Origin of the sequence: Anaerorhabdus sp. (assembly GCF_036657415.1) — a bacterium.
Lineage (GTDB): Bacteria > Bacillota_I > Bacilli_A > Erysipelotrichales > Erysipelotrichaceae > Anaerorhabdus.
Window position 1 is genome coordinate 1 of sequence record NZ_JAVXGL010000030.1, and the last position, 23977, is coordinate 23977.

23 protein-coding genes are annotated in these 23977 nt (G+C 32.1%); 15 read left to right on the forward strand and 8 right to left on the reverse strand.

Annotation, left to right across the window (positions count from 1 at the left end):
- Both RSB60_RS05880 and RSB60_RS05885 read left to right on the forward strand, forming a co-directional pair.
- Positions 1-407 (forward strand): helix-turn-helix domain-containing protein (locus RSB60_RS05880; protein WP_332615119.1); only part of this gene is annotated, 407 nt, incomplete at its 5' end.
- Positions 408-464: 57 nt separating this feature from the next.
- Positions 465-1313 carry a patatin-like phospholipase family protein gene (locus RSB60_RS05885; protein WP_332491241.1) on the forward strand — a complete coding sequence of 283 codons (849 nt, stop codon included), beginning with the start codon at positions 465-467 and terminating at the stop codon, positions 1311-1313.
- 12 nt (positions 1314-1325) lie between these two features.
- On the opposite strand, the gene RSB60_RS05890 is transcribed toward RSB60_RS05885, so the two are convergent.
- On the reverse strand, positions 1326-2114 hold the full coding sequence (locus RSB60_RS05890; protein WP_332475813.1) for a histidinol-phosphatase: 789 nt from the start codon (positions 2112-2114) through the stop codon (positions 1326-1328).
- Positions 2115-2245: 131 nt separating this feature from the next.
- Between RSB60_RS05890 and RSB60_RS05895 the strand changes: the two genes are divergently transcribed.
- Genes RSB60_RS05895 through RSB60_RS05905 form a run of 3 tightly spaced genes read left to right on the forward strand, consistent with a single transcriptional unit; the run spans position 2246 to position 4942 of the window.
- Positions 2246-3580 (forward strand): MATE family efflux transporter, encoded by a 1335-nt coding sequence (locus RSB60_RS05895; protein WP_323381076.1) that lies wholly within the window; start codon positions 2246-2248, stop codon positions 3578-3580.
- A gap of 44 nt (positions 3581-3624) precedes the next feature.
- Entirely contained in the window at positions 3625-3801 is a 177-nt protein-coding gene (locus RSB60_RS05900) for a hypothetical protein (protein ID WP_323381077.1), read from the forward strand.
- A 22-nt stretch (positions 3802-3823) separates the two neighbouring features.
- The gene (locus tag RSB60_RS05905; protein ID WP_332475814.1) at positions 3824-4942 is read left to right on the forward strand and encodes an aminotransferase; all 1119 of its coding nucleotides are present in this window, start codon (positions 3824-3826) and stop codon (positions 4940-4942) included.
- Between the two features lie 11 nt (positions 4943-4953).
- Here the strand turns inward: RSB60_RS05905 and RSB60_RS05910 are convergent, their stop codons facing one another.
- Entirely contained in the window at positions 4954-5370 is a 417-nt protein-coding gene (locus RSB60_RS05910) for a DUF3795 domain-containing protein (protein ID WP_332491244.1), read from the reverse strand.
- Between the two features lie 253 nt (positions 5371-5623).
- Positions 5624-6790 (reverse strand): TraB/GumN family protein, encoded by a 1167-nt coding sequence (locus RSB60_RS05915; protein WP_332615123.1) that lies wholly within the window; start codon positions 6788-6790, stop codon positions 5624-5626.
- 125 nt (positions 6791-6915) lie between these two features.
- Here RSB60_RS05915 and cdaA point away from each other — a divergent pair, with 125 nt between their 5' ends.
- From cdaA to RSB60_RS05945, 6 genes are all read left to right on the forward strand, one after another.
- A complete protein-coding gene (gene cdaA, locus RSB60_RS05920; RefSeq protein ID WP_323381081.1) occupies positions 6916-8913 on the forward strand; it encodes a diadenylate cyclase CdaA in 1998 nt (665 codons plus the stop codon).
- Complete coding sequence (locus RSB60_RS05925) at positions 8910-10325, forward strand: CdaR family protein (RefSeq protein ID WP_323381082.1); 1416 nt, start codon at positions 8910-8912, stop codon at positions 10323-10325. Before cdaA ends, RSB60_RS05925 begins: the two co-directional genes overlap by 4 nt.
- Positions 10325-11659 (forward strand): phosphoglucosamine mutase, encoded by a 1335-nt coding sequence (glmM, locus tag RSB60_RS05930; protein WP_332615126.1) that lies wholly within the window; start codon positions 10325-10327, stop codon positions 11657-11659. Before RSB60_RS05925 ends, glmM begins: the two co-directional genes overlap by 1 nt.
- Before the next feature lie 47 nt (positions 11660-11706).
- Positions 11707-12390, forward strand: coding sequence for a response regulator transcription factor (locus RSB60_RS05935; protein WP_323381084.1), 684 nt, complete (start codon positions 11707-11709; stop codon positions 12388-12390).
- Positions 12391-13773, forward strand: coding sequence for a HAMP domain-containing sensor histidine kinase (locus RSB60_RS05940; protein WP_323381085.1), 1383 nt, complete (start codon positions 12391-12393; stop codon positions 13771-13773).
- Positions 13774-13887: 114 nt separating this feature from the next.
- Entirely contained in the window at positions 13888-15990 is a 2103-nt protein-coding gene (locus RSB60_RS05945; protein ID WP_332615128.1) for a GGDEF domain-containing protein, read from the forward strand.
- A gap of 51 nt (positions 15991-16041) precedes the next feature.
- On the opposite strand, the gene RSB60_RS05950 is transcribed toward RSB60_RS05945, so the two are convergent.
- The 4 genes from RSB60_RS05950 to RSB60_RS05965 are packed head-to-tail and all read right to left on the reverse strand — an operon-like array spanning position 16042 to position 18020.
- On the reverse strand, positions 16042-16275 hold the full coding sequence (locus tag RSB60_RS05950; RefSeq protein WP_332615130.1) for a hypothetical protein: 234 nt from the start codon (positions 16273-16275) through the stop codon (positions 16042-16044).
- 27 nt (positions 16276-16302) lie between these two features.
- Positions 16303-17205 (reverse strand): SPFH domain-containing protein, encoded by a 903-nt coding sequence (locus RSB60_RS05955; RefSeq protein ID WP_332615132.1) that lies wholly within the window; start codon positions 17203-17205, stop codon positions 16303-16305.
- 13 nt (positions 17206-17218) lie between these two features.
- Entirely contained in the window at positions 17219-17644 is a 426-nt protein-coding gene (locus RSB60_RS05960; RefSeq protein WP_332615134.1) for an NfeD family protein, read from the reverse strand.
- Positions 17645-17654: 10 nt separating this feature from the next.
- The gene (locus RSB60_RS05965) at positions 17655-18020 is read right to left on the reverse strand and encodes a hypothetical protein (RefSeq protein ID WP_323381090.1); all 366 of its coding nucleotides are present in this window, start codon (positions 18018-18020) and stop codon (positions 17655-17657) included.
- A gap of 141 nt (positions 18021-18161) precedes the next feature.
- Between RSB60_RS05965 and RSB60_RS05970 the strand changes: the two genes are divergently transcribed.
- A complete protein-coding gene (locus tag RSB60_RS05970) occupies positions 18162-18926 on the forward strand; it encodes an alpha/beta fold hydrolase (RefSeq protein WP_332475819.1) in 765 nt (254 codons plus the stop codon).
- On the forward strand, positions 18923-20512 hold the full coding sequence (locus RSB60_RS05975; RefSeq protein WP_332475820.1) for a UDP-N-acetylmuramoyl-tripeptide--D-alanyl-D-alanine ligase: 1590 nt from the start codon (positions 18923-18925) through the stop codon (positions 20510-20512). Before RSB60_RS05970 ends, RSB60_RS05975 begins: the two co-directional genes overlap by 4 nt.
- A 7-nt stretch (positions 20513-20519) precedes the next feature.
- On the opposite strand, the gene RSB60_RS05980 is transcribed toward RSB60_RS05975, so the two are convergent.
- A complete protein-coding gene (locus tag RSB60_RS05980; RefSeq protein WP_332475821.1) occupies positions 20520-21743 on the reverse strand; it encodes an AI-2E family transporter in 1224 nt (407 codons plus the stop codon).
- Positions 21744-21867: 124 nt separating this feature from the next.
- Between RSB60_RS05980 and RSB60_RS05985 the strand changes: the two genes are divergently transcribed.
- On the forward strand, positions 21868-23067 hold the full coding sequence (locus tag RSB60_RS05985; protein WP_323381094.1) for a D-alanine--D-alanine ligase family protein: 1200 nt from the start codon (positions 21868-21870) through the stop codon (positions 23065-23067).
- A 40-nt stretch (positions 23068-23107) separates the two neighbouring features.
- On the forward strand, positions 23108-23821 hold the full coding sequence (gene deoD / locus RSB60_RS05990; RefSeq protein ID WP_323381095.1) for a purine-nucleoside phosphorylase: 714 nt from the start codon (positions 23108-23110) through the stop codon (positions 23819-23821).
- Positions 23822-23977: the final 156 nt, after the last annotated feature.

The following is a 23977-nucleotide window of genomic DNA, read 5'->3' on the forward strand; positions in this document are numbered from 1 at the left end:
ATAAAAAAGGAGAACCGCTAAAATCTGCGACAATCTCCATCCGTGGTGAAAATAATCGTATCATTGGTTTACTATGTATGAATTTATATTTGAATACGCCACTAGTTGATGTATTAAATCTATTTATGAGTCCTCAACAACAAATTCATTTTCCATCTTCAAAAGAGAGTTTTGTCGAAAATTCAAGTGAATTGATTGAGTCTTCATTAAAAAATATTAAAGCGAAAGTAGATGCGGATAACTCTATTTCAGTTGCTAATAAAAATAAAGTAATTATTTCAATGCTGAATAGTTATGGTATATTCAACATTAAGGATTCTGTAATAAAAGTTGCTGAATTACTTAATATATCTAAAAATACAGTGTATATGCATTTACGAAATGCCAATGAATCAAATCATGTTTAGTCTTCACTGCTAATAATGATGTGGTAAAATAGTTCGTAGAAGCTTGGGGGATGACAAATGGAAAAAGTAGGTTTGATTCTTGAGGGTGGCGGAATGCGAGGTGTATTTACTACTGGTGTTCTTGACTGTTTCCTTGATAATGGAATTGAGTTTGATGAAATCATAGGCGTTTCTGCTGGCGCATGTCATGCTTGTAGTTATATATCTAAACAAAGGAAGCGTGCACGTGATATCTGTGTTAACTATATTGATGATAAACGATATTGTAGCGTCTATAGCTTAATCACAACAGGAGATATGTTTGGTGTTCAATTTGCTTATCATGAAATACCAGATGTATTATACCCATTTGACCATGAGACATATAACTCAAGTAACACTAAATTGTATTCAACTGTCACTAATGTTGAAACAGGTGAAGCTGAATATCATTTATTAAAAGATATGAAAGAAGATATTGATGATTTGCGCGCATCTGCTTCATTACCATTTGTATCTAGAATTGTAGATATTAAAGGTAGTAAGTATTTGGATGGAGGAATTGTAGATTCTATTCCATTGAAGAAAATTGAAACAGATGGATGTACTAAAAATATTGTGGTACTTACACAACCAAAAGAATATCGAAAAACCGAAAATAAAATTGCATGGCTTGCTAAAATTTTATATCGTAGGTATCCAAAAATGTATGATTTGTTAAAAAAACGACATCTTGCTTATAATGAAGAAATCGCATATGTGGATGAACAAGAAGCAAAAGGAAACATCTTAGTAATTAGACCAGAAAAAAGTTTAGATGTTAGTCGTATTGAGAAAGATAAAAATAAACTTGAAGCGATTTATCAACTAGGTTATGAAGTTACAAAAAATCAAGTTGATGAAATTATAAAATTTATTAAAAAATGATTCCGTTGGAAATCATTTTTTTATTTTTAATTCATCAAATTTTACTGAAGGCAAATCAAATTCAGGATATTCATTATGAAACAGTGTAATATAGTCTTGCATTTCAAGATAATGTATTGGATCATGACAGTCTAGACCATATACAATCATGGGGCGATGCTTCATAAGAAGTTCAACTGTTTTTTTGTTAGGGTAGATAAATGATTCGCCAAATGAATATTGCTGTTTCCCGTATCGCATACCTTTTAAATTGATTTCTATAGGGATACCTTCTTCTTTTGCGCAAATAAATATTTTTTCTATCGCTTTTGTACAGGAGTCAGACCAATCATTGCGCGGTATCATAAAATAATCAGGATGAGCAAGATAGGTAAATAAACCTGATTTTATTCCTGCACAGATACTTTCTGCATATTGAAGAACTCGTGTATCATCACAGAATTCACAATAATCAATACTGTTAGGTTCTTCGTAATGATGGCCCAAAATCAAATAGTCACAGACGTTTAATAATTGTCTATAGTGTTCAAGATTGGTTTTAAAGTATTCACATTCAAAACCTAGTTTGATATCAATCTCATTCTTATATTTTTCTTTAAGTGATAATACTGAATCAATATATTCTTGTACTTGATTCATAGTCATTCGATCACCCATTCCCTGATCATCAATGAGGGGAACATGGTCACTAAAACCAAGTGTTTTTATTCCTGCTTCAATTGCTTTTAGAACATATTCTTCATCAGTTCCAACAGCATGTAAACAACGGATTGTATGACTATGGATATTAAAATCTTGCATCTGGTTTCTCCTTGTGATTTCGCTATGAAATTTATAAAGATATTATAACATTTTCAAAAGAAAATGATTGTATGATTTATGTAAAAAATGATAGACTATATCTAACGTTTTTAAGTAAGGGGGGAAAGTGGATGGAACGGATAAACAAAATAACAGATGGCGTTATTTGGAAACAAATTTTGATCTTCTTTTTCCCAATTTTATTGGGGTCTTTTTTTCAACAATTATACAATACTGTGGATGCAATTATTGTGGGACAATATGTTGGTTCAAATGCATTGGCGGCAGTGGGTGGATCAAGTGCTCAGATTATTAATTTTCTCGTGGGTTTTTTCCTTGGGATATCTTCGGGTGCAAGTATTATCATATCGAGATATTATGGTGCGAAGAATAAAGAGAAAACATCAAAGGCTGTGCATACTGCAATATTACTAGCTATTACTTTTGGAATTATTTTAATGATTTTAGGATACTTCTTTGCACCATCTGCTTTAAAAATGATGGGAGAGCCAGAAGCTATATTTACCTTGTCGCTAGATTATATTCGAATTTATTTTTTTGGTTCAATTTTTTCACTTACTTATAATATTGGTGCAGGAATATTAAATGCTATTGGTGATTCAAGGAAACCACTTTATTTCTTAATATGTTCAACAATTATTAATGTTGTATTAGATATTATATTTGTAAGAGTTTTTGGATTAGGGGTGCAAGGTGTAGCTTTTGCAACGATTATTTCACAGTTTTGCAGTGCTTGTTTAGTTTTATTCTCATTATCAAGAACAAGAGATTTGCATCGTTTTGAATTTAAAAAACTACGTTTTGATGGTGAGATACTTAAAAAGGTTATTTATATTGGTTTCCCTGCAGGTATTCAATCAACAATGTATTCTATATCAAACATATTTATTCAAAGTAGTATTAACTCTTTTGGTACAGATACAATTGCTGCATATACAGTTTATGGGAAAATTGATGGTTTGTTTTGGATGATGATGAATGCGTTTGGAATTTCAGCAATGACATTTGCAGCTCAAAATTTTGGGGCGCATAAATTAGATCGAGTACATAAATGTGTTAAAACTTGCTTGGTGATGGCTTTTGGATCAACTATCGTTGTAAGCATATTCTTATATTTCTCTTCAACAATGTTTTTTAGAATATTTACAGATGATGTAAATGTAATAACAATTGGGAATAGCATGTTGAGATTTTTAGTGCCGATGTATTTTACATGGGTATGTATAGAAATATTATCTAGTGTAATTCGTGCTTCTGGAGATTCACTAGGACCACTAATTATTAGTGCAATTGGTATTTGTTTGATGCGTGTTTTATGGGTTTTCTTTGTAGTTCCATATAATCATAATATAATAGTATTAATTGCAAGTTATCCTGTAACTTGGGTATTGTGTTCTATAGCATTCATCGTGTATTATCGCAGAAAAATAAAAGGATGGTTCTAAATACTAAGGTATAATAGTAAATAGATACAAGGAGAGGGTAAATAATGGAAGATAAGGATAAGAAATCAAAAGCTACATATGGTCAAGGTATTGCCTTAGGATTATGTTTCGGCGTTGCGTTCGGTATTATTTTTAAAAACCTTGCGATAGGAATTGGTTTAGGTCTATGTTTTGGTGTTTGTATGGATGCCGCGAACAACAAAAAAAATAACTCAAAGTAAAAGTACTTAGGGAGGAATCATCATGGAAATTGCAAAATTTGGAGTAGAAGATTGGTTGAATGTTTGGGAGAATGATGCGATATATGATATTGCTGGAAGTTCAATTTCATCAATGACAATTGAAGAAATTATTAGTTGTGGACCAAAAACAAAAGAAGCGTTTTTAAATGAATTGCTGAATAAAAAAATGAATTATGGATGGATTGAAGGATCACCAGAATTCAAAACAGAAGTATGCAAATTATATAAGCATGTAGAACCTGAACAAGTGCTTCAAACAAATGGTGCAACAGGAGCAAATTTCATTGCGTTATTTGGACTAATTAATCCAGGAGATCATGTAATTTCAATGCATCCAACATATCAACAATTATATGATATTCCTAAATCATTAGGGGCAGATGTTAGTCTTTGGTCAATTGATGAGAAAAACGAGTGGTTACCTCATTTACATGAATTAAGAAAAATTATTCGACCTACAACTAAAATGATTTGTATTAATAATGCCAACAATCCAACAGGAAGTGTTATGGATGAAGCCTATTTAAGAGAACTAGTGGAAATAGCAAGTGAAGTAGGAGCATATATTTTAAGTGATGAAGTATATAAACCATTTACAGATGAAATAAATGTACCATCAATTATTGATTTATATGATAAAGGAATTGTATCTAATAGTATGTCAAAAACATATTCTGTTCCAGGAGTACGTGTGGGATGGATTATTGCCAATCAAAAGACGTGTGAAGTTTTCAGAAAATTGCGTGATTATACAATGATTTGTTCAGGGGTACTAGATGATATGATTGCGACATATGTTTTGCAAAATAAAGAAGCCGTATATAAAAGAAATAAAAAAATAGTTGAAGAAAATTTAGCTATTGTAAAAGAGTGGGTAGATAAAGAACCAAGAGTTACATTGCAGTTTCCAAAAAATATTTCAACATCATTTATTAAACTTGATGTACCAATGGAAACAGAAGAATTTTGTATAAAATTACTTAAGGAAAAAGGCGTATTACTTGTGCCTGGAAATCGCTTTGAAAGACCAGGATATGCTCGTTTAGGTTATTGTACTGATGCTGAAACATTAAAAAAAGGACTGCATGAATTATCTTTGTTTTTAAGACAATTTGATTAAAACATCTAAAATTATTTAGATGTTTTTTCTTGGCATTCACTACATTCCTTGTCATGTAATGAGATAACACCGCCACAATAGGAGCAAGTGTATTTTTCTTTATCTTCCATCATAAATTTTTGTAATCCAGTTACCTTCACTTTATTACTGTTTTCTATTAAACTTACTTGATAACGAGCTATGTAACTTTTATCAATATTTTTAATTAATTTACATGGAAATTCCATACACTCGAAACAATAAGTAAGTCTATGGGTTTTAACACAGTCTTTAATTTTACATGCACGACAATGATTCGGAGTATTACCATTATTCGCCATACAACCACTGCATGATTTTTTTGAGTAACAATGTTTGTAGCAAACCTTACAGTTCATACCACAAGGTGCAAACATTCTTGGTGAAATATCATCTTTATTCATTTTCATAGTATTGACCTCGCTGCTTAGAATAAATTGTGTTTACACCCCAGTAAACCAGTAGAACTGTCACAACATAACTTCGGTCCTGACAAAAGGGTTTAACACTGTTATTTCCTACTTGGTAAGTAGTTAAAAAATATTAAAAAACTGATTGCATGATTACAAATATAAATTGTCTTCATAGATTCTCCTTTACTATACTATAGCGAAGGAAACTTGACACCTTTTGTCACAATAAGAAAAAACTCCAAAAAGGAGTTTATAAAAAGCTTTGAATAAAATTTTTAATAACATCAAATCCACCAATCATTGTTCCAAGGGTACTAAAGAGATTAGCGAATATGACAACTAGTAAAATATGAGTGATTCTATTTTTGTAAAATCCTTTGATAGAGTTGACATCATCTAATAGATTTTCGAAGTCTTTAACTTTAGGCTTTCTAATGAAAGCCTCTGCAAGACCCGCAAACCATCCAGCCGCAAGAAGAGGATTAAGTGAAGTGATTGGGGCAGCAATAAATGCCACAATGATTGCGAGTGGGTGTCCCCAAGCCAATAATACCCCAAGTGCTGATAAACTACCATTCCATAGAACCCAATTAATAACTTGTTCCCATCCAAGTGTACTATTAACACTAAATAGAGAAAGAATCATTGCAATAATAGCGAGTGGAATAGTCCAACCAATTATTTTAGCCGAGGGCTTCTTTGCAGGGATACTTTCCAACTCCTTTATATCATAAGTTTTATAGATTTCTTCTTTAATTCCTGGAATATGTGCAGCGCCAAGTACGGCTACAATTTTATTTCCAGGAGCATTTTTTATTTTATACGCTAATACTTGGTCACGTTCATGAATAAGTACTTCTGAAACAACGGGATATTCTTTAGAAACTTCCTTTAAAGCAACATCTAAAGCATCGGATTGTTTTAAACTTTCAATATCATCGCTGCTAATATCTTCATCATCAAAAATAGACATGACAAGCGATGAAATTAGCTTAAGCTTTTGGAAAAAAGAATGCTTTCGATAAATTCTCTTAAATGTAGTCTGAATGTTTCGATCAACGAGAACTAAATTGGCTCCAATTTCTTTTGCACTTTCGATACCTTGTATCATTTCTTGACCTGCTTGAACATCCATTTTCTTTGCGATACGACGTTGATAAGCACTTAGAATAAGGTTCGCAAGCATATATCCGGTCTTCTTTTCCTTTATAACCTCAATTATGTCGGTATTTTCCCAACGCTTAGGGTTGTTAAAGGCCTCGAATCTTTCTTCATCTAATTCTATACAAATACTATCGGGTTTGACCTCATCAATGCAGTCTTTTACGTCTTGACGGCTTGTATGAGAAACGTGGGCAGTACCAATTAAATATATTTCTTTGCCATTTACTTCAATTTTTGTTATGTTTTGGTTCATAAAATACCTCAATTTCTACTGGATGTATTATATCATAGCTTAACTTTAAGACAAATCAAGGGTATTTTTAAGTTTTCAATGCAATTATTGATATGGTATAATATCATGAGCGAGGAGGCGAAAGAGTGATAAATTTTAATCTTAGCTTGACATTTGAAAGTCTAAAAACGATTCTTCGCATGATACTGGATATTTTTATCATGTGGATGTTGTTATATTATGCAATAAAAATTGTGAAAAACAACTCAAAGACAATACAAATCTTTAAGGGTATAGCCCTTATTTTAATCGTGAACGGCTTAGCGAAATTTCTTGGGTTAGATACGGTTGTATGGTTATCTGACATGTTTCTTAACTGGGGATTCTTAGCAATTATCATTGTTTTCCAACCAGAGGTACGTTCAATATTAGAAAAGCTTGGTAAGAGTAATGTATTCTCAAGAATGTCGACATTATCAGGTAATGAAAAAGAGAAATTAGTTGATGAATTAGTAACAGCAACGATGTTACTATCACGTGATCAAACTGGAGCTTTAATTAGCTTAGAACAAAGTCATTCATTAAGTGACTTTATTAAGACAGGTACTCAAATTAATTCTGTTGTTACAGCAGAACTTATAACATCAATCTTTGTAACGTCAACACCATTACATGATGGTGCAGTTATTATTCAAGGAGATCGCATTGCATGTGCAAGTGCTTATTTCCCTCCAACAAATTTAGATTTACCATCTCGCTATGGTGCTCGTCATCGTGCAGCGATTGGTATTAGTGAAATTACGGATGCGATTACAATTGTAGTATCTGAGGAAACAGGTGCTGTTTCTATTACTGAAGGTGGAAAAATTATAACGGTAAATCGTAAGCAATTACGTGATTATTTAATTCGTGTAATTTGTGGTGAGGTAACAGAAGTTAAAAATGTTGCACCTACGCATCAATTAATCATTGAAAAAGAAATTGTTCCAGAAGTAATAACCCCTTCAAAGCCTGCACAAGAATATATTGTTGAAGAAAAGAAAAAGGCACCAGAAGTTGAAGAGAAAAAAGATACCAAATTTGATACTGCTATCTTAAGTAAACTTGCCGTTAAACGCCAAGCTGAAGAAGAGGAAGCAAACGAAGAAAAAGAAATGGTTGAAGAAATAAATGAACCTGTACAACCAATAAAGAAAGAAAAGAAAAAATTTAGTTTATTTAAATCAAAGAAAAAAGAAGTAAAAGAAAAAGTAGCTGAAGTGGATCATGAAGAAGAAATGAATAGAGCTCTTGATGAAGAAGAAGCAAGCATTAAACTTCCTCGTAAAAAAGACCGTCCAGTTCCTTCTTATCCAATTCATGAATTAGAAGAAAGCGAAATTACACCAGAACAATATCTGGTAGAAGTTCCTGATGAAATCGAAGAAGAAATACCTTCGTTTGAAGATGTGCAAGTAGTAATGGATGAACCAGTTAGAAAAGAAGTTGTTCGTCAAGAATTTGTTGATTCTTCAAATATTCGTCAAAGAGAAAAGGTACAACCTTCAAGAAATGAAGCTATAAGTACTGCTGATATTAAAGCGATTCAAAAAGAAGAAGTTAGAATACCTACACAAGTACATCAAACTACACCGATGACAGGTCAAATAAAACCAACACAACCAATCTCTCAAACTGCAAGTGTAAGAGCGATGGGTGTTGAAAATACTGCACAACAAAAGAGTCAAGGTGTTTCAGGAGAAGCTTATCGTAAAGCTCGTTTAGAAGCAATTAAACAAGGGAAAACAATGTATAAGGAACAACAAAATACAATGCAACATCCTGTATTTGATGAAAAACGTGAAGACATTGTTAAGAAACCTGAACGTACAGCATTTAAAGCTGATTTCAGTGATAAGAGTGAAACTGCAAATCTTAGTTTAACAGGTGGTATTAAGAAACCGGTTAAACATGATATGAGTTTTGATACAAGCCAATTTGCAAGAATTGATGAGGATTTCCAAAATATCGAAGACTTAATTCATGTCGATGATAGTTTAGAAGATCAATTTGCAATGTTGGATACAATGAGTATTAAAAAGCCAGCCGTAACAGAGATTCTTGATATCAAACCGGCAAATAGAGCTGGAGGTGATCAACGATGACAAACATGGATAACAAAAAGAAACCACGTAAAGAAAGTAATCCAGATAGCAAGCTAGAACTTGCGAATAAGATTGCTAAGCAAAGTAAAAAAGTTGCGAATACCTATGCTCATTTTGAAGATTCGCTGTTTAGAATTATCCGTAGTTTTAGTTCATGGATTGATAATGTACTATTTAATCAACGGTTTAGCTTAATTGTTTCATTAGGTCTAGCTATTCTGTTATATATGACAGTGAACTTTAATTCACAAAATTCATTATTTGGTAGTCCGTTATTAAGTGCTAAAACACTTACTGATATACCTATTGTAGCTCGTTATAATACGGATACATTTGAAATCACAGGATTACCTACATCAGCTGATATTACTATTACTGGTGAAGGGTCAAACGTTAATGCGGCAGCCAATCAAAAAGGAACATTAGTAGCAAACCTTGAAGGATTAACTGAAGGGCAACATACAGTTAAACTTACTCCTGAGGGTTACAGTGATAATGTTACGATTAAGGTTGATCCAAGTGATGTCACAGTTACGTTGAAAAAGAAAAGTACAGGGCAATTTGATATAGGCTATGATTTTATCAATCAAGATAAGATGAATAGTATTTATAGTTTAGGAACACCTGAATTTGAATATTCAAAAGTTAATGTACGAGCTTCTAAAGATACATTAGATAGTATTGCATTTATTAAAGCGTTAATCGATGTTACAAATGTTGAAAGTGATTTCGAACAAGAAGCTACACTTGTTGCCTATGATAAAAAAGGTATTCCAGTGAATGCGGATATTGTTCCAAATACTGTAAAAGTTAAGGTGCCAGTAACATCACCAAATAAAACAGTGCCTATTCGTGTTGAAACTTCAGGTGAAGTTCCAAATGGTATGGCAATTGAAACAATTACGATGGATCATGAATCTGTGACAATATATGCTTCAGAATCAGTATTAAGTAAGATTAATGAAGTAGGTGTTACTTTAGATGCATCAACACTTACAAAAGATTCAACTGTACTTCGACCAATTACGCTTCCTACGGGAGTAAAATCATCAAGTATAAGTCAAATCAGTATGGATGTAAAACTTGGCCCTGGAGTATCAAGAATATTAGAGAATGTACCTGTATTCTATAAAAATAATGTAGGTAAATATAAATTCTCAATTTTAAATAATCAATCAACAGTTAATGTAGAATTATTTGGTACTCAAGCTAATGTTGATGCGATAAATCCAGAAGATGTTGTTGTGTATTTTGATATGACAAATGCTGTTCCTGGTAACCAAGAATTCAAGTTATCGGTAGAACAACCGGTTGGATCACTTGTTCGTTACTCAGTAACACAACCAACAATTCAAGTAACAGTTTCTGGAGAAGTAGATAATACAGTGGATGAAAGTGTAGGAACTAACTAATGGGAAAATATTTTGGTACAGATGGTATTCGTGGAAAAGCGAATGAGAATTTAGATGTAGAAAGAGCATTCAAAGTTGGACGTTATTTAGCTTATTACTATAAACAAAAAGGCACAGGTAAGATACTAATTGGTAAAGATACACGTTTATCAAGTAGCATGTTTGAAATGGCTTTGGCTGCTGGTGCAACTGCAAATGGTGCAGATGTATTCTTGCTTGGCTATTGTCCAACACCTGCTATTGCGTATTTAGTAATGAACAATGACTTCGATTGTGGTGTTATGATATCTGCAAGTCATAATCCTTATTATGATAATGGAATCAAAGTATTTAACCATAATGGTGTAAAACTAGATAGTAATATCGAAGGATTAATTGAAGACTATATCGATGGTAAAGTTGATATTGATTATTGCATTAATGATCAAATTGGACATGTAGTGAACTATGCAAATGGTTTAGAAGTTTATTTGACATGGTTGCAAAAAGAATATCCTTTGAATCTTAAGGGTGTTCGACTTGCGATTGATTGTGCAAATGGTAGTGCAAGTACTACTGCTGTTCAATTATTAACACGCTTAGGTGCTTCCATTGATGTAATTCACAATGATCCAAGTGGAATTAACATTAATACTAAATGTGGTTCAACACATCCTGAAGAGCTACAAGAAATGATGAAAAATGGAAATTATGATTTGGGGCTTGCATTTGATGGCGATGCTGATCGCTTGATTGCAGTTAACCATGAAGGTGAACTTGTGACAGGGGATCATGTAATCTATGTATGTGCAAAATACCTAAAAGCTTTAGGAGAATTAAATAAGAATACAGCAGTTACAACAGTAATGGCTAATCTTGGATTATTCAAAGCATTAGAAGCTGCAGGAATTCAAACATCAATTACTGCAGTTGGTGATAAATACGTTTACGAAGACATGGTTAAAAATGACTATGTAATTGGTGGTGAACAATCAGGTCATATCATCTTCAAACGTCATTTGACAACGGGTGATGGGTTACAAACAGCCTTGAACTTACTAAAGATTATGGTTGATACAAAGAAATCAATCGTTGACTTATGTGATGGATTGAGAATTTATCCGCAATTACTTGTAAATGTGCCAGTAAAAGACAAAGAAGCGGCAATGAAAGACGAAGATGTTTTGAAGGAAGTCGATATTGTTTCTAGGCGATTAGATGGCAATGGTCGTATTCTTGTTCGTACATCTGGAACAGAACCACTTGTACGCGTTATGGTAGAAGCAGAGAATGATGAAATTTGTCATGAATGTGTTTATCAAGTCGTAAAAGTGCTAGAAAATAAATTTAAGTAGTGAACTCATGGCAACATGAGTTTTTCTTATGTATAATAAAGGTATCAATGAAAGCGGGGAATATTATGTCTACTCGTAAAGTAATTAGCATTGTAGAAGATGAAAAAGATTTAAACGAATTGGTAAAACGATATTTAGAAAAAGAAGGATATGAAGTACGCTCATATTTAACATTTGATGATGCTTATGAACATACTACAGATGACGATGTTCATTTATGGATACTTGATATCATGTTGGATGATAAAAGTGGATTTGATCTAATTGAAGAAATCCGCATGCATTCACCCAATGTACCAGTAATCTTTATGTCAGCACGAGATAAAGAATTCGATCGTATTATTGGTCTTGAAAAAGGAAGTGATGATTATATCACAAAACCATTCTCACCCAAGGAATTAGTCCTTCGTGTCAATAACTTGATTAAGCGTACATATCGTAATGATAACTCACGTATACAAATTGATGGATACGAAATCGATGAGTCACAACGTACGGTCTACGAAGGTGGAAAAGAACTAGAGCTTACTACGAAGGAATTTGATTTATTGATGCTTTTTGTAAAGAATAAAGGAACAGCCTTTTTACGTGAACAAATTCTTGAAAAAGTATGGGATGTGAACTATTTTGGTTCAGACCGTGTTGTCGATGATACATTACGTCGACTTAGAAAGAAAATGCCAAATCTAAGTATTCATACAATTTATGGATTTGGATATCGATTAGGATAAATGAAACGTTTTAGAATATGGATGAAAGAATTATCGCTGTCACAACAACTGCTTACAATAATTTTTATTGTTGTGGCGGTCTTTTCAGTATTCTTCTTTGTATTCTTAGCTGATTCAGTAGATACATTTGTTCAAAATGAAATGTATAAGATGCTACATCGTTCGCAAGAAAGTGTAGTTTTCTATGCTGAAAATGATATTCCTTTGGAAAACATTAATGAAACATCAGACAGTAATATTATTCATATCTATTACAATGAAAGTAAAAGTACCTTTAAGGTATTAGGACAACAAAAAGTATCAACTGGAGTCATTAATGATATTTTAAATAATATTCCACTTGTAAATGAAGGATATAAAGACTTTGTTTTTGATTCAGCAAATAAAAAGACAATGTATTCTATTTATCGAATGAGTCAAGATAACTATTTGATTTCACTAGTAACTGATTCATATCGTTCAGAATTTAGAACGGCACTAGTAAATAGTGTTATTAATCTCAATGTGTTGGTTGTAGGTATTCTATTTATTATCTTAATGTTGTGGGTTGGATCACTAATTTATCCGTTGAATCAAATAAGAATTTACATGGAAAAAATAAGGCGTAATGAGAAAGCAGAACTGAAGATTGATCGAAGAGATGAGATAGGTGAAGTAGCTGATGCCTTAACGATGATGGAAGCGGAGTTAGATAATCAGAAGAAAATTCGTGAAGAAATGATTCAAAATATATCGCATGATTTGAAGACACCGATTGCGACAATTAAATCATATGGTGAAAGTATTAAAGATGGAATCTATCCGTATGATTCTCTTGAGAAAAGTGTTGATGTAATTATTGAACATGCCAATCGCTTAGAAAAGAAAGTTTATAGTTTGATCATGTATAACAAGATGGGATATTTACTAGATAATGATGAAGAATCAAGTACGGATATGAAATCAATAATTGAAAAAGTAATTATGTCACTGAAAGTTATGCGACCAGAAATAGTAATAGAAACAAAACTTGAAGAAATACAGTTTCATGGAGAAGAAGAACCATGGCGTATTGTAGTAGAAAATATTTTAGATAATGCAATTCGTTATGCACGTTCTAAAATTGTCATTACATTAGATGAACAGGAACTTATGATTTCAAATGATGGAAATCAAATGTCAAGAGATCGTCTTGAAAAACTATTTAGACCTTATGAAAAAGGAACTGATGGCAAATTTGGATTAGGTTTATCGATTGTTTACCGTGTTTGTACGACGTATAACTATCGTGTAGAGGCTGAGAATCTAACAGATGGTGTATGCTTTAGAATTTCAAATAACAAAAAAGATAAAAAGAAAAAAATAAAGGACGATAAGTCTAAAGAAGAAAAGAAAGAAGAGTAAGAAAGTTAGAAAGTCAAAATAAAAAAATATTTTGACTTTTTATATAAATGGCATAAAGAATGACTCTAGTCTTTCTTTATTGTGTTACAATATTATTAATAAAAGGTAATAAACATGAAAATAAAAAGAATGAAGAAAAACTTATTGTTTCTTTTAACGTGTCTTATTTTTATTTCGCTTTGTACACCACTACAAGCTAATGAATTAGAGAAACAACAACCAGAAAGAAAAGTAATCACGGTTGCAATTCTTAGAGAAGAAGGCATTAATAATGAAAATCTAAAGGATGAATATATTAATGGATATACGCACGAATATTTGAAAAAAATAGAGCAATTTTCACCTGTCAAATTTGAGTGTATTTTTTATAATCCCATTGATGAGGAAATATTAGATGTCTTAAATCAAGTAAAAGAAGGAAAAATTGATTTGCTTGGTGGCATACTTAAGAACAGTGGATTTGATGAAGGCTATTTGTTTAGTGACTTACCTTATGGCTATGTGAGTACATCATTATTAGCCAAGGTTGATAACATGGATATTAATGAGCGTATTCTATTAGAAGACGATACTATAAAAATAGGAGTTATAAGCAAGTCAGAAACACAAAAAGAATATATAAATAACTATATTACTGAAAATAAAATTAATCCAATTATCATTGAATTCGATTCTAATGAAGAGATAACTGAAGCGTTAATGAGTGGCGAAATCGATTTGATGATTGGAAGAGATACAACAAAATCAGAAGATGTAAGGGTAATTGTCAATCTTGTTGAAACTCCTTATTATTTTGTAACAGCAGAGAATAATGAAGAAGTGATGAATATTATTAATGATTCAATGAGAGAATTAAAGATAATAAATCCAGAATTTATTGATGATTTATATGAAAAATATTATTCAACACCGTATTTATCAGCTTCATTAACAAATGAAGAAAAACAATTTATTAATGAATTAGATGTATTAAAAGTTGGAGTGATTCCAAATGATTATCCATTACAATATTTTGACGATTCTACAAAGGAATTTGAAGGAATACTCATTGATTTAATGAATTTAATCAGTGAAAATACTGGCTTAAAGATTGAATATGTAATGTTAGATAATATAAATGATATTAAAGGTGATTTTGAGAGTGGTTTAATAGATATGTTATTGGGTATTCCAGCAGACTACTCACGAGCCAATAGAAATGAATATTTATTAACATCCGCAATTGTTAATCTACCGGTAGTTAGAATATCAAATGCCTATGCATCTAGAGGTAGTGAAATTGCGATGTCTGGATACTTGAATTTGAATAAAAATTTTACTGTTAACTATGATGATGAAGATTTATTTAAAAAAATAGCAGAAGGAAAATATAAAGAGGCATATATTGACGGATATCGCGCACAGTATTTTTCTTTATATTATCCAAGTGTCAATGTTATTCCATCTGTTTATGAAAATTATGAACTTGCGATAGGACTTTATAATAAACATGATTATCGAATTATGAGTATTCTTGAACAAGGAATTCGTGGTATCAGCCAAGATAAAATAGATGATATTATCTATGACAGTGTTAATGTAAATAATAAATATTCACTAATGGATTATTTTAGGCAAAATCCATTTCAATCTATCAGCATAGTTGTTGTTATATCATCGATGCTGGTGGGTATATTATTACTATTCTTGTACAAGTCAAATCAAATGAAAAAGGAATTAGAAAAAGAGCGAAAGAAATATGAATATTTAGCTCAGTTTGATCAATTGACCAAAGTCTATAATCAACAGACTTTTAAAAATAAAGTTCAATCACATATCGAAAAGAAGTCCAGTGGTTCAATTATTTCAATGGATTTAGATAACTTTAAAAATATAAATGACTCACAAGGACATTTTGAAGGAGATCGGTTGCTTGAAGAATTTGGTAAATTACTAAAAGAAACTTTTGGAGAATACATTTCTGGGCGTCTTGGTGGTGATGAGTTCATGGTTTATCTTGATGCAGTTCATGATGAAAACTACTTACGACAATTATGTGGAGAATTTTTATTGAATTTAGATAAGATTGAAAAAGAATATGAATTAACAATTAGCATTGGTATTCTTATATTTAATAAATCAATGGATTTTGATGATTTATACTATCATGTTGATAAAATACTCTATAGCGTAAAAGATAGTGGTAGAAATAACATAAAGATAGAAGTTATCAATTAAACATTAGTGCATAAAAAAGCCTCTATTACAGTCGTAGTAGAGGCTTTCAAATTATCGATGTTGATTCTTTAGTTCTTCATCAGTATATATTTGACGATAATGCGATTTTCTATATTTATAGTAGAAATAACATACTGTAAGTACAGGAATAATTATTAAGATAATCGTGATTATTGTCGTATTGTTAAATGATGAATAGAAGAATAACAATATCATTTCGGATAAAGCTGCAATGAATAGACCTAAACCCTCTAAGATATCACGAATGACTCTCTTATCTTTCATCTAAGATTCCTCCTAAAGCGATTTTGCTTATTTTTTTGGATCTTTTAATACTTCGCTAATACCTGCAAGTGTTCCGGCAATATCTTGAAGATTAGAAGGTACAATGATTTTTGTAGATTGACCATTCGCAAGTTGTTGAAGAGCTTCATAACCTTTTAATGTTAAGAAACCTTTGCTTGGATCAGAATTATTAATCATGTCAATACCTCTAGCTTGTGCTTGGAATACTCTTTCCATTGCTTGTGCTTGACCTTCTGCTTCTGCAATCATTGATTCTTTCTTTGCGTTAGCACGAAGGATCATAGATTCTTTTTCACCTTCAGCAGTTAAGATTGCAGCTCTTTTTTCACCTTCAGCACGTAGAATTGATTCACGACGTTCACGTTCTGCACGCATTTGTTTTTCCATTGAATCTTGGATGTCACGAGGTGGAATAATATTCTTTACTTCAACACGTGCTACTTTTACACCCCATGGGTCTGTTGCTTCATCAAGAATTGCACGCATTTTTGTATTGATAATATCACGTGAAGTTAATGTTTCATCTAATTCAAGATCACCAATAATATTACGTAATGTTGTAGCTGTTAAGTTTTCAATTGCACTTAATGGACGTTCAACACCATAAGTATATAGTTTAGGATCTGTAATTTGGAAATAAACAACAGTATCAATTTGCATAGTAACGTTATCTTTAGTGATTACTGGTTGTGGTTCAAAATCTTTAACAATTTCTTTCATAGAAACTTTGTTAGATATACGATCGAAGAAAGGAATTAAGATATGAACACCTGTTCTCCAAGTTTGATGATAAGCACCTAAACGTTCAATAACATATGATTTAGCTTGTGGAACAATGCGGATGCAATAAACAAAAATTGCTCCTGCAAGAATTAGTAAAACTACGAATAATAAAATTTGTAATGGCATATAAAATACCTCCTTATATTTTCTTTACAATTACTTTAGAACCTTCAATACTAAGTACTTCTACTAAAACACCTTTTTCAATTGATTTAGTATCACTTGAAATTGCATGCCATTCGGCACCTTGTATTTTTACTAGACCCCATTGATCGGGAGTAATTGCTTCTAGTAATTTTGCTTGTTGACCAATAACACGATCAGCATTTGTTGGTACAATATTTCCCCGTAAATATTTTGTTGCCATTGGACGACATACAATAATAAACAAGATAGATATTACAAAGAATACACTAACTTGCCATACGAATGGGAGTCCAATTTCCATAACGATTAGCGCGCCGATAGCTCCTACTGAAAACCAAATAGAAATTAATGCACTAACAGTTACAAACTCAAGAATTACGGATCCAACTAATACACATATCCATAACCAAAATTCCATAATCTATCTCCTAGCTAGATTGATTTAAATCAATCACTAACATTTTTTCCTTATCATCAAAGTTTGCACTAAACTTTATCCCATTGCAATCTTTTTGAATAAGGGATGATATCTGTTCAAGAACTGTCTTACTACTAATACGTGCGTATCCTTTTCCAACAGACACCTTGTGAAGTTGGTCGAGAGGAATGATATTTAAATCAATCTCACGTTTTGTGACGGGTCGAATTGCTACCTTTAGCGTTTTTTTATCTATACCAATGCAACACCATCGGATGTCACTGAAGTAAGAAGCGGCAGTATTATTCAACGTAAAGTTATTAGGATATAATGTAACTATAGATGAATAAGCGTTTCCAGGCATCCATTCAAACATAACACCCCACCTTTCTTGAATTAAGTATACCGCATTCATATTGGTTTTACAATTCTTATTTATCTTATTTTTCATAATGTTTTGTAATTCTTTCAAAAAATAGTGTTTTCTAGTACAATAGTAAGGAAATGAGGATTGAAAATGGCAAGTATTGAATTAATGGGAGTCCATTGTAATTATAGTATTCAAGGCGAAGGGCAAGCGGTTGTGCTTTTGCATGGCTGGGGTCAGAACATGCAAATGATGCAAGCAATTCAAAACCACCTTGCAAAAGACTTTAAAGTATTTAATTTAGATTTTCCAGGATTTGGACAATCATCAATGCCTCTAACTGCATGGGGTGTATTTGACTATGCAGAATTTATTCATGAATTATTAAAAGCGAATCATGTTGAAAATCCTATCTTGATTGGTCATTCATTTGGCTGTCGTGTTGCAATATGCTATGCCTCAAAATATCCAGTTAAGAAAATGGTATTAACAGGTGCTGCAGGACTTCGCTCAACACCAACACGAGCACAAGAGTTAAAATCTAAGTCATATAAAATAGGAAAGAAACTAGTCCAAATGACAGGTTCTAAAGCGTTAGAAGAATCATTGAAAAATCACTTTGGCTCAGAAGACTATAAAAATACAAGTGGTATATTAAGAGAAATATTTGTAAAAGTGGTTAATGAAGATTTAATAGATTATCTAGATAAGTTTGATTGCCCAGTACTGTTAGTTTGGGGAGATAAAGATGAAGCAACACCATTATGGATGGGGAAAGTAATGGAAGAAAAAATGAAAAATGCAGGTCTTGCGATATTTGAAGGTGATGATCATTATGCGTATTTTCATCAAGCTGCTCGTTTTAATTTAGTATTAGATGCATTTTTTGTAAAAGATAAGGGGACACAAGCATGAGTTGGTTAATTATCGTTAACTTTTTATTTGTAATATTATTTCTATTATTATTGTGGGTACCGATGAAGCGTGCTTTACATATGTTTCAACAAAATCGGTATGAAAGAGAACGCTATAGCGCATGGCTTATCAATAATATAAAAACACAGTATAAACAAAATTATATTCCTTTTGTATTGTTGATTGCGATTATCATTGCAGGATTCTTTATGGAAATCGGAATATATCGTATCGTAATGGCACTTATTATTGTGCTTTGGTTTATTTATTTAATTGTTAAGGAATTGAATCAAGAGTACATAAAACCACTCGTATTTACTGATCGAGTTAAACGCCAATTGGCAGTAATGACAATTCTGTATTTAATTATGATGATTGCCATGATGCAATTTCGATTTGAATGGGAATCAGTAATGTTATTCATGTGTACCTATGGTGTATGGTTTATGGTATTTGTGATGGATTTTATTACTCGTCCAATTGAAGAAACAGTTAAGAAGAAATTTTTAAATGATGCTAAACATCGTTTAGAAGGATTCAATAATATGATAAAGATAGGAATTACAGGAAGTTATGGAAAAACGTCGAGTAAAAATATCTTACAAGCAATCTTATCAGAAAAGTTCTATTCGCTCATGACACCTGCATCATTTAATACGCCAATGGGAATCACACGAACAATTAGGGAACATTTAAAACCAATTCACGAAGTGTTTATTTGCGAAATGGGAGCGGATCATGTCGGTGATATTAAAGAGTTATGTGACTTCGTTCATCCTAGTATTGGACTTGTGACTTCAATTGGACCACAGCACTTAAATACGTTTGGTTCATTAGAAAATATTATTAAAGAAAAAATGACTATGATTGAAAGTCTTCCACAAGATGGTGTTGGAATTATCAACAAAGATAATGAGTATATTCGTAACTATAAAATAAACAATACATGCAAACTTATAAGTTATGGTATAGCTCAAAGTGATGTAGATTACCATGCAACAAATATTGTATATTCACCAAAAGGAAGTACATTTGTTGTTGTATCAAAAGATGGAGAACACGAATTTGAAACCCGTTTATTGGGTGAGCATAATATTGCGAATATATGTGCAGCAATTGCAATTGCAAGAGAATTAAAGGTTGAGTGGAAAGAACTTCAACAAGCTGTAAAAAAAGTTCAATATGTAGAACATCGTTTAGAACTAAAGAAGATTAATGGATATACCTTCATTGATAATGCATTCAACTCTAATCCAGTTGGTTCTGCAATGTCATTAGAAGTTATGAAAATGATGCCTAATCGACGTTTTATAATAACACCAGGTATGATTGATTTAGGTGTTCAACAAGATGAAATTAATAAAGAGTTTGGACGAAAGATGAAAGACAAAGTGGATGAAGTTATTTTGGTCGGTGTCCAACAAACAAAACCTATTGTTGAAGGCTTACAAGAAGTGGAATTTGACTCGACGCATGTACATGTATGTAAAACAGTGAAGGAAGCATTTGCACTTGTCTATACATTAGCAACGCCAACAGATACCATTTTATTAGAAAATGATTTACCAGATGCATTCAATAACTAAAGAAAAATTAGCTTTCGCTAATTTTTTCTTCTGCTTTTTCAAGTGTATCAGTAGTAACTATTAATTGTTGTTTCTTTAGGCGATAATTTACAAATTCACTTAATAAGTTGTAACATACGGCAGTGAATGGAACAGCAATTAACATACCGAATAATCCCCAAATAGAGCCTAGAATAATGATAGATAATAGAACCCAAATCCCTGGAAGACCAACGGAATTACCAACGACACGGGGATAAATAACATTACCCTCAAATGTTTGAACAGCTTGGAAAATAATTACAAACCACACAACATCAAGAAGTGGACGAACAGCGAGAATTAATAAACAACCAAACGCCATTCCAAACATTGCCCCAAACATTGGGATGATACTAGTGATAGCAATAACACAACTGATTAACATTGCGAATGGGATGTTAAGTAGTGATAATACTACAAAGTAGATACATCCTAGAATACAAGCTTCAACAAGTTGACCAGAAATAAAACTATTAAAGATACGATTAGATTCAGTACCAATTTTGAATATACGAAGCGATAATTTATAACCGAAGATTGCGGCAATTAATTTGCGGAATTGGCGGATAAATTTTTCTTTGCTTGAAAGTAAATACAAACTAAGCATAAATCCTGTAAACCAGTTAGCAAGTTCACCAGTAAAAGCAAACACATTGTTAATTAGACTAGTACCAGTACCTATGGCCCAGTTACTCATATTCTTAACAATACTTTCCCAGTTAATATTAAATTGTTTTACAAATTCATTGATACTTTGATTATCTAAAGTAATATTCAGTTTATCTAAATTAAAAAACTCAAGAACTGTATTAAAATTGGTAAGAATAGATGTGATATAGTTTGTAGCATTCTTAAGTAACAATTGTAAACTGGATACGATCTGTGGAGCTATAATACTGAATAAAACATAAAGTACCAAAGCTGCAAAAATCAAAGTAAGTACAACAGCAATACCACGAATTTTATTGTAGAACCAATTTTTATTAGGAATCCATTTCTTTAATAATTTCTCAAAAATACGCATAGGAATATTTAATACAAAGGCAATTCCAATTGCATAGAAGAGGGGCATAAATAATCGAAATAATTTAGCTAAAAATAAACCGAATCCCGGAATGGCTAGAATGCCAAAGATGAGGAATACGGCGTAGGTTATTAGAAGCATGGCGGGTTTAATTTTTTTGAAATCTTCTTTATTTAAAGGGTTCATAGAGGTCTCCTCAACTATAAATAAACAAATATAGATGATAATTTCATCATATTTATCGTCTGCTTATTCTATTATAACGAATTATTTTGTATAATGGTATACGGAAACGTTTGGAGATGAAACAATGAAAATAAAAGTTGCAGTCCTATTTGGAGGAGAATCAGTTGAACATGAGGTAAGTATTATCTCTGCAAAACAAGCAATGGAAGCATTGGATACTGAAAAGTATGAAATAATTCCTATCTATATTTCTAAGAGTCGTGATTTATACTGTGGTGAAGAACTACGTGATTTAACTCAATATAAAGATATGGATGCGTTACTTGCGAAAGTTCCACAAGTAGTATTAGTTAAGAAAAATCAAACAGTAACAATTGAACCTGTCAAAAAAGGATTATTTACTAAAGCGATTAATACAATCGATGTAGTTGTACCGGTAGTACATGGTACAAATGGTGAAGATGGTACTTTGCAAGGTTATTTAGAAATGTTAAAAATACCATATGCTGGATGTGATGTTGTTGCGGCAGCGGTTGGACAAGATAAAGTAGTTATGAAACATATGTTTGAAACTGCAAAATTACCAATAACACCTTGGTTTTGGTTTTATGGACATGAATTTGAAGATAAAAAGGATGAATACCTTAATAAAGCAAAAGAGTTAGGCTATCCATTAGTCTTAAAGCCTGCATGTCTTGGTTCTTCAGTAGGAATTGTAATTGCACACAATGAAGAAGAATTCATTGAGGGTGTAGAAGAAGCAGGAACTTTTGATTTCAAGATTGTTGTTGAAAAAATGGTAGATAATCTAAGGGAAATTAACTGTTCAGTATTAGGTTCATGTTTTAGCGCCAAAGCGAGTGTATTAGAAGAAGTAGGAAAGAACGATGAGATACTTTCTTATAAAGATAAATATCAAGGAGGAGGCTCTAAAGGGGCTAAATCACAAGGTTCTAAAGGAATGGCAAGTACAACAAGAATAGTGCCAGCACCAGTAAGTGAAGAACAAACAAAGAAAATCCAAGAATTAGCTTTAGAAGCATTCCACTTATTAGGATCAAGTGGAGTTTGCCGTATTGATTTCATGATGAATGGTAAAACAGATGAAATTATGATCAATGAAATTAATACAATTCCAGGATCTTTAGCATTCTATTTATGGTCACCAGTAGATGTTGATTTCACAGCATTGATGGATGAATTAATTAGAATTGCATTAGAACGTCATCGTAAGAAAGAAAAGATGACATTCTCATATGATACAAACCTTTTACAAAATTACTCTGAATCAGGTAGTAAAGGTGCAAAAGGAAGCAAATCTTAGGTAAATTTGATATAATCAAATCGAAAGAAGGAGGACTATTATGTCAACACCACATAACGCCGCTGAGAAAGGGCAAATCGCAAAAACAGTATTAATGCCAGGAGATCCACTTCGTGCAAAATTCATTGCCGAAACATTTTTAGAAAACCCAAAACAATTTAATTCAGTACGTAACATGTTTGGTTACACTGGAACTTATAAGGGTCAAGAAATTTCAGTTATGGGTTCTGGTATGGGTATGCCAAGTATTGGAATTTATTCATATGAACTATATACACAATATGATGTAGAAAATATTATTCGTATTGGTTCTGCAGGCGGCTACACAGAAGATTTAAAAGTATTTGATGTAGTTCTTGCGGATAGTGCATTTAGTGAATCAAGCTATGCAAAAGTACAAAGTGGTTATGCTGATGATAAAACATATCCATCAAAAGAATTAAATTCAAAAATTCGTATGGCTTCAGAAAAAGTAGGAATTCCTTTAGTTGAAAGTTGTATCCATTCTTCTGATGTATTCTATCGTGAAGGAAATTTGGATTATGTAAAAGATTTAATCAATGTACATGGATGTAAAGCAGTTGAAATGGAAAGCTTTGCATTGTTCCATAATGCGAATGTATTAGGAAAACATGCAGCATGTTTAGTAACGATTTCAGATAGCTTTGTATCAAACGAAGTAACGACTGCAGAAGAACGTCAAAACTCATTTACAAACATGATGAAAATTGCGTTAGAAGCAGCAATTATGTAATAAAAAAAGTAGAAAATTTATTAAAAAAGTACTTGCCTTCAAAAATGCTTTATGATACTATGATATAGCACTGTTAAGTATTACATGAAGAAGTACTCAAGAGGCTGAAGAGGTGCCCCTGCTAAGGGTATAGGTCGGGAAACTGGCGCGAGGGTT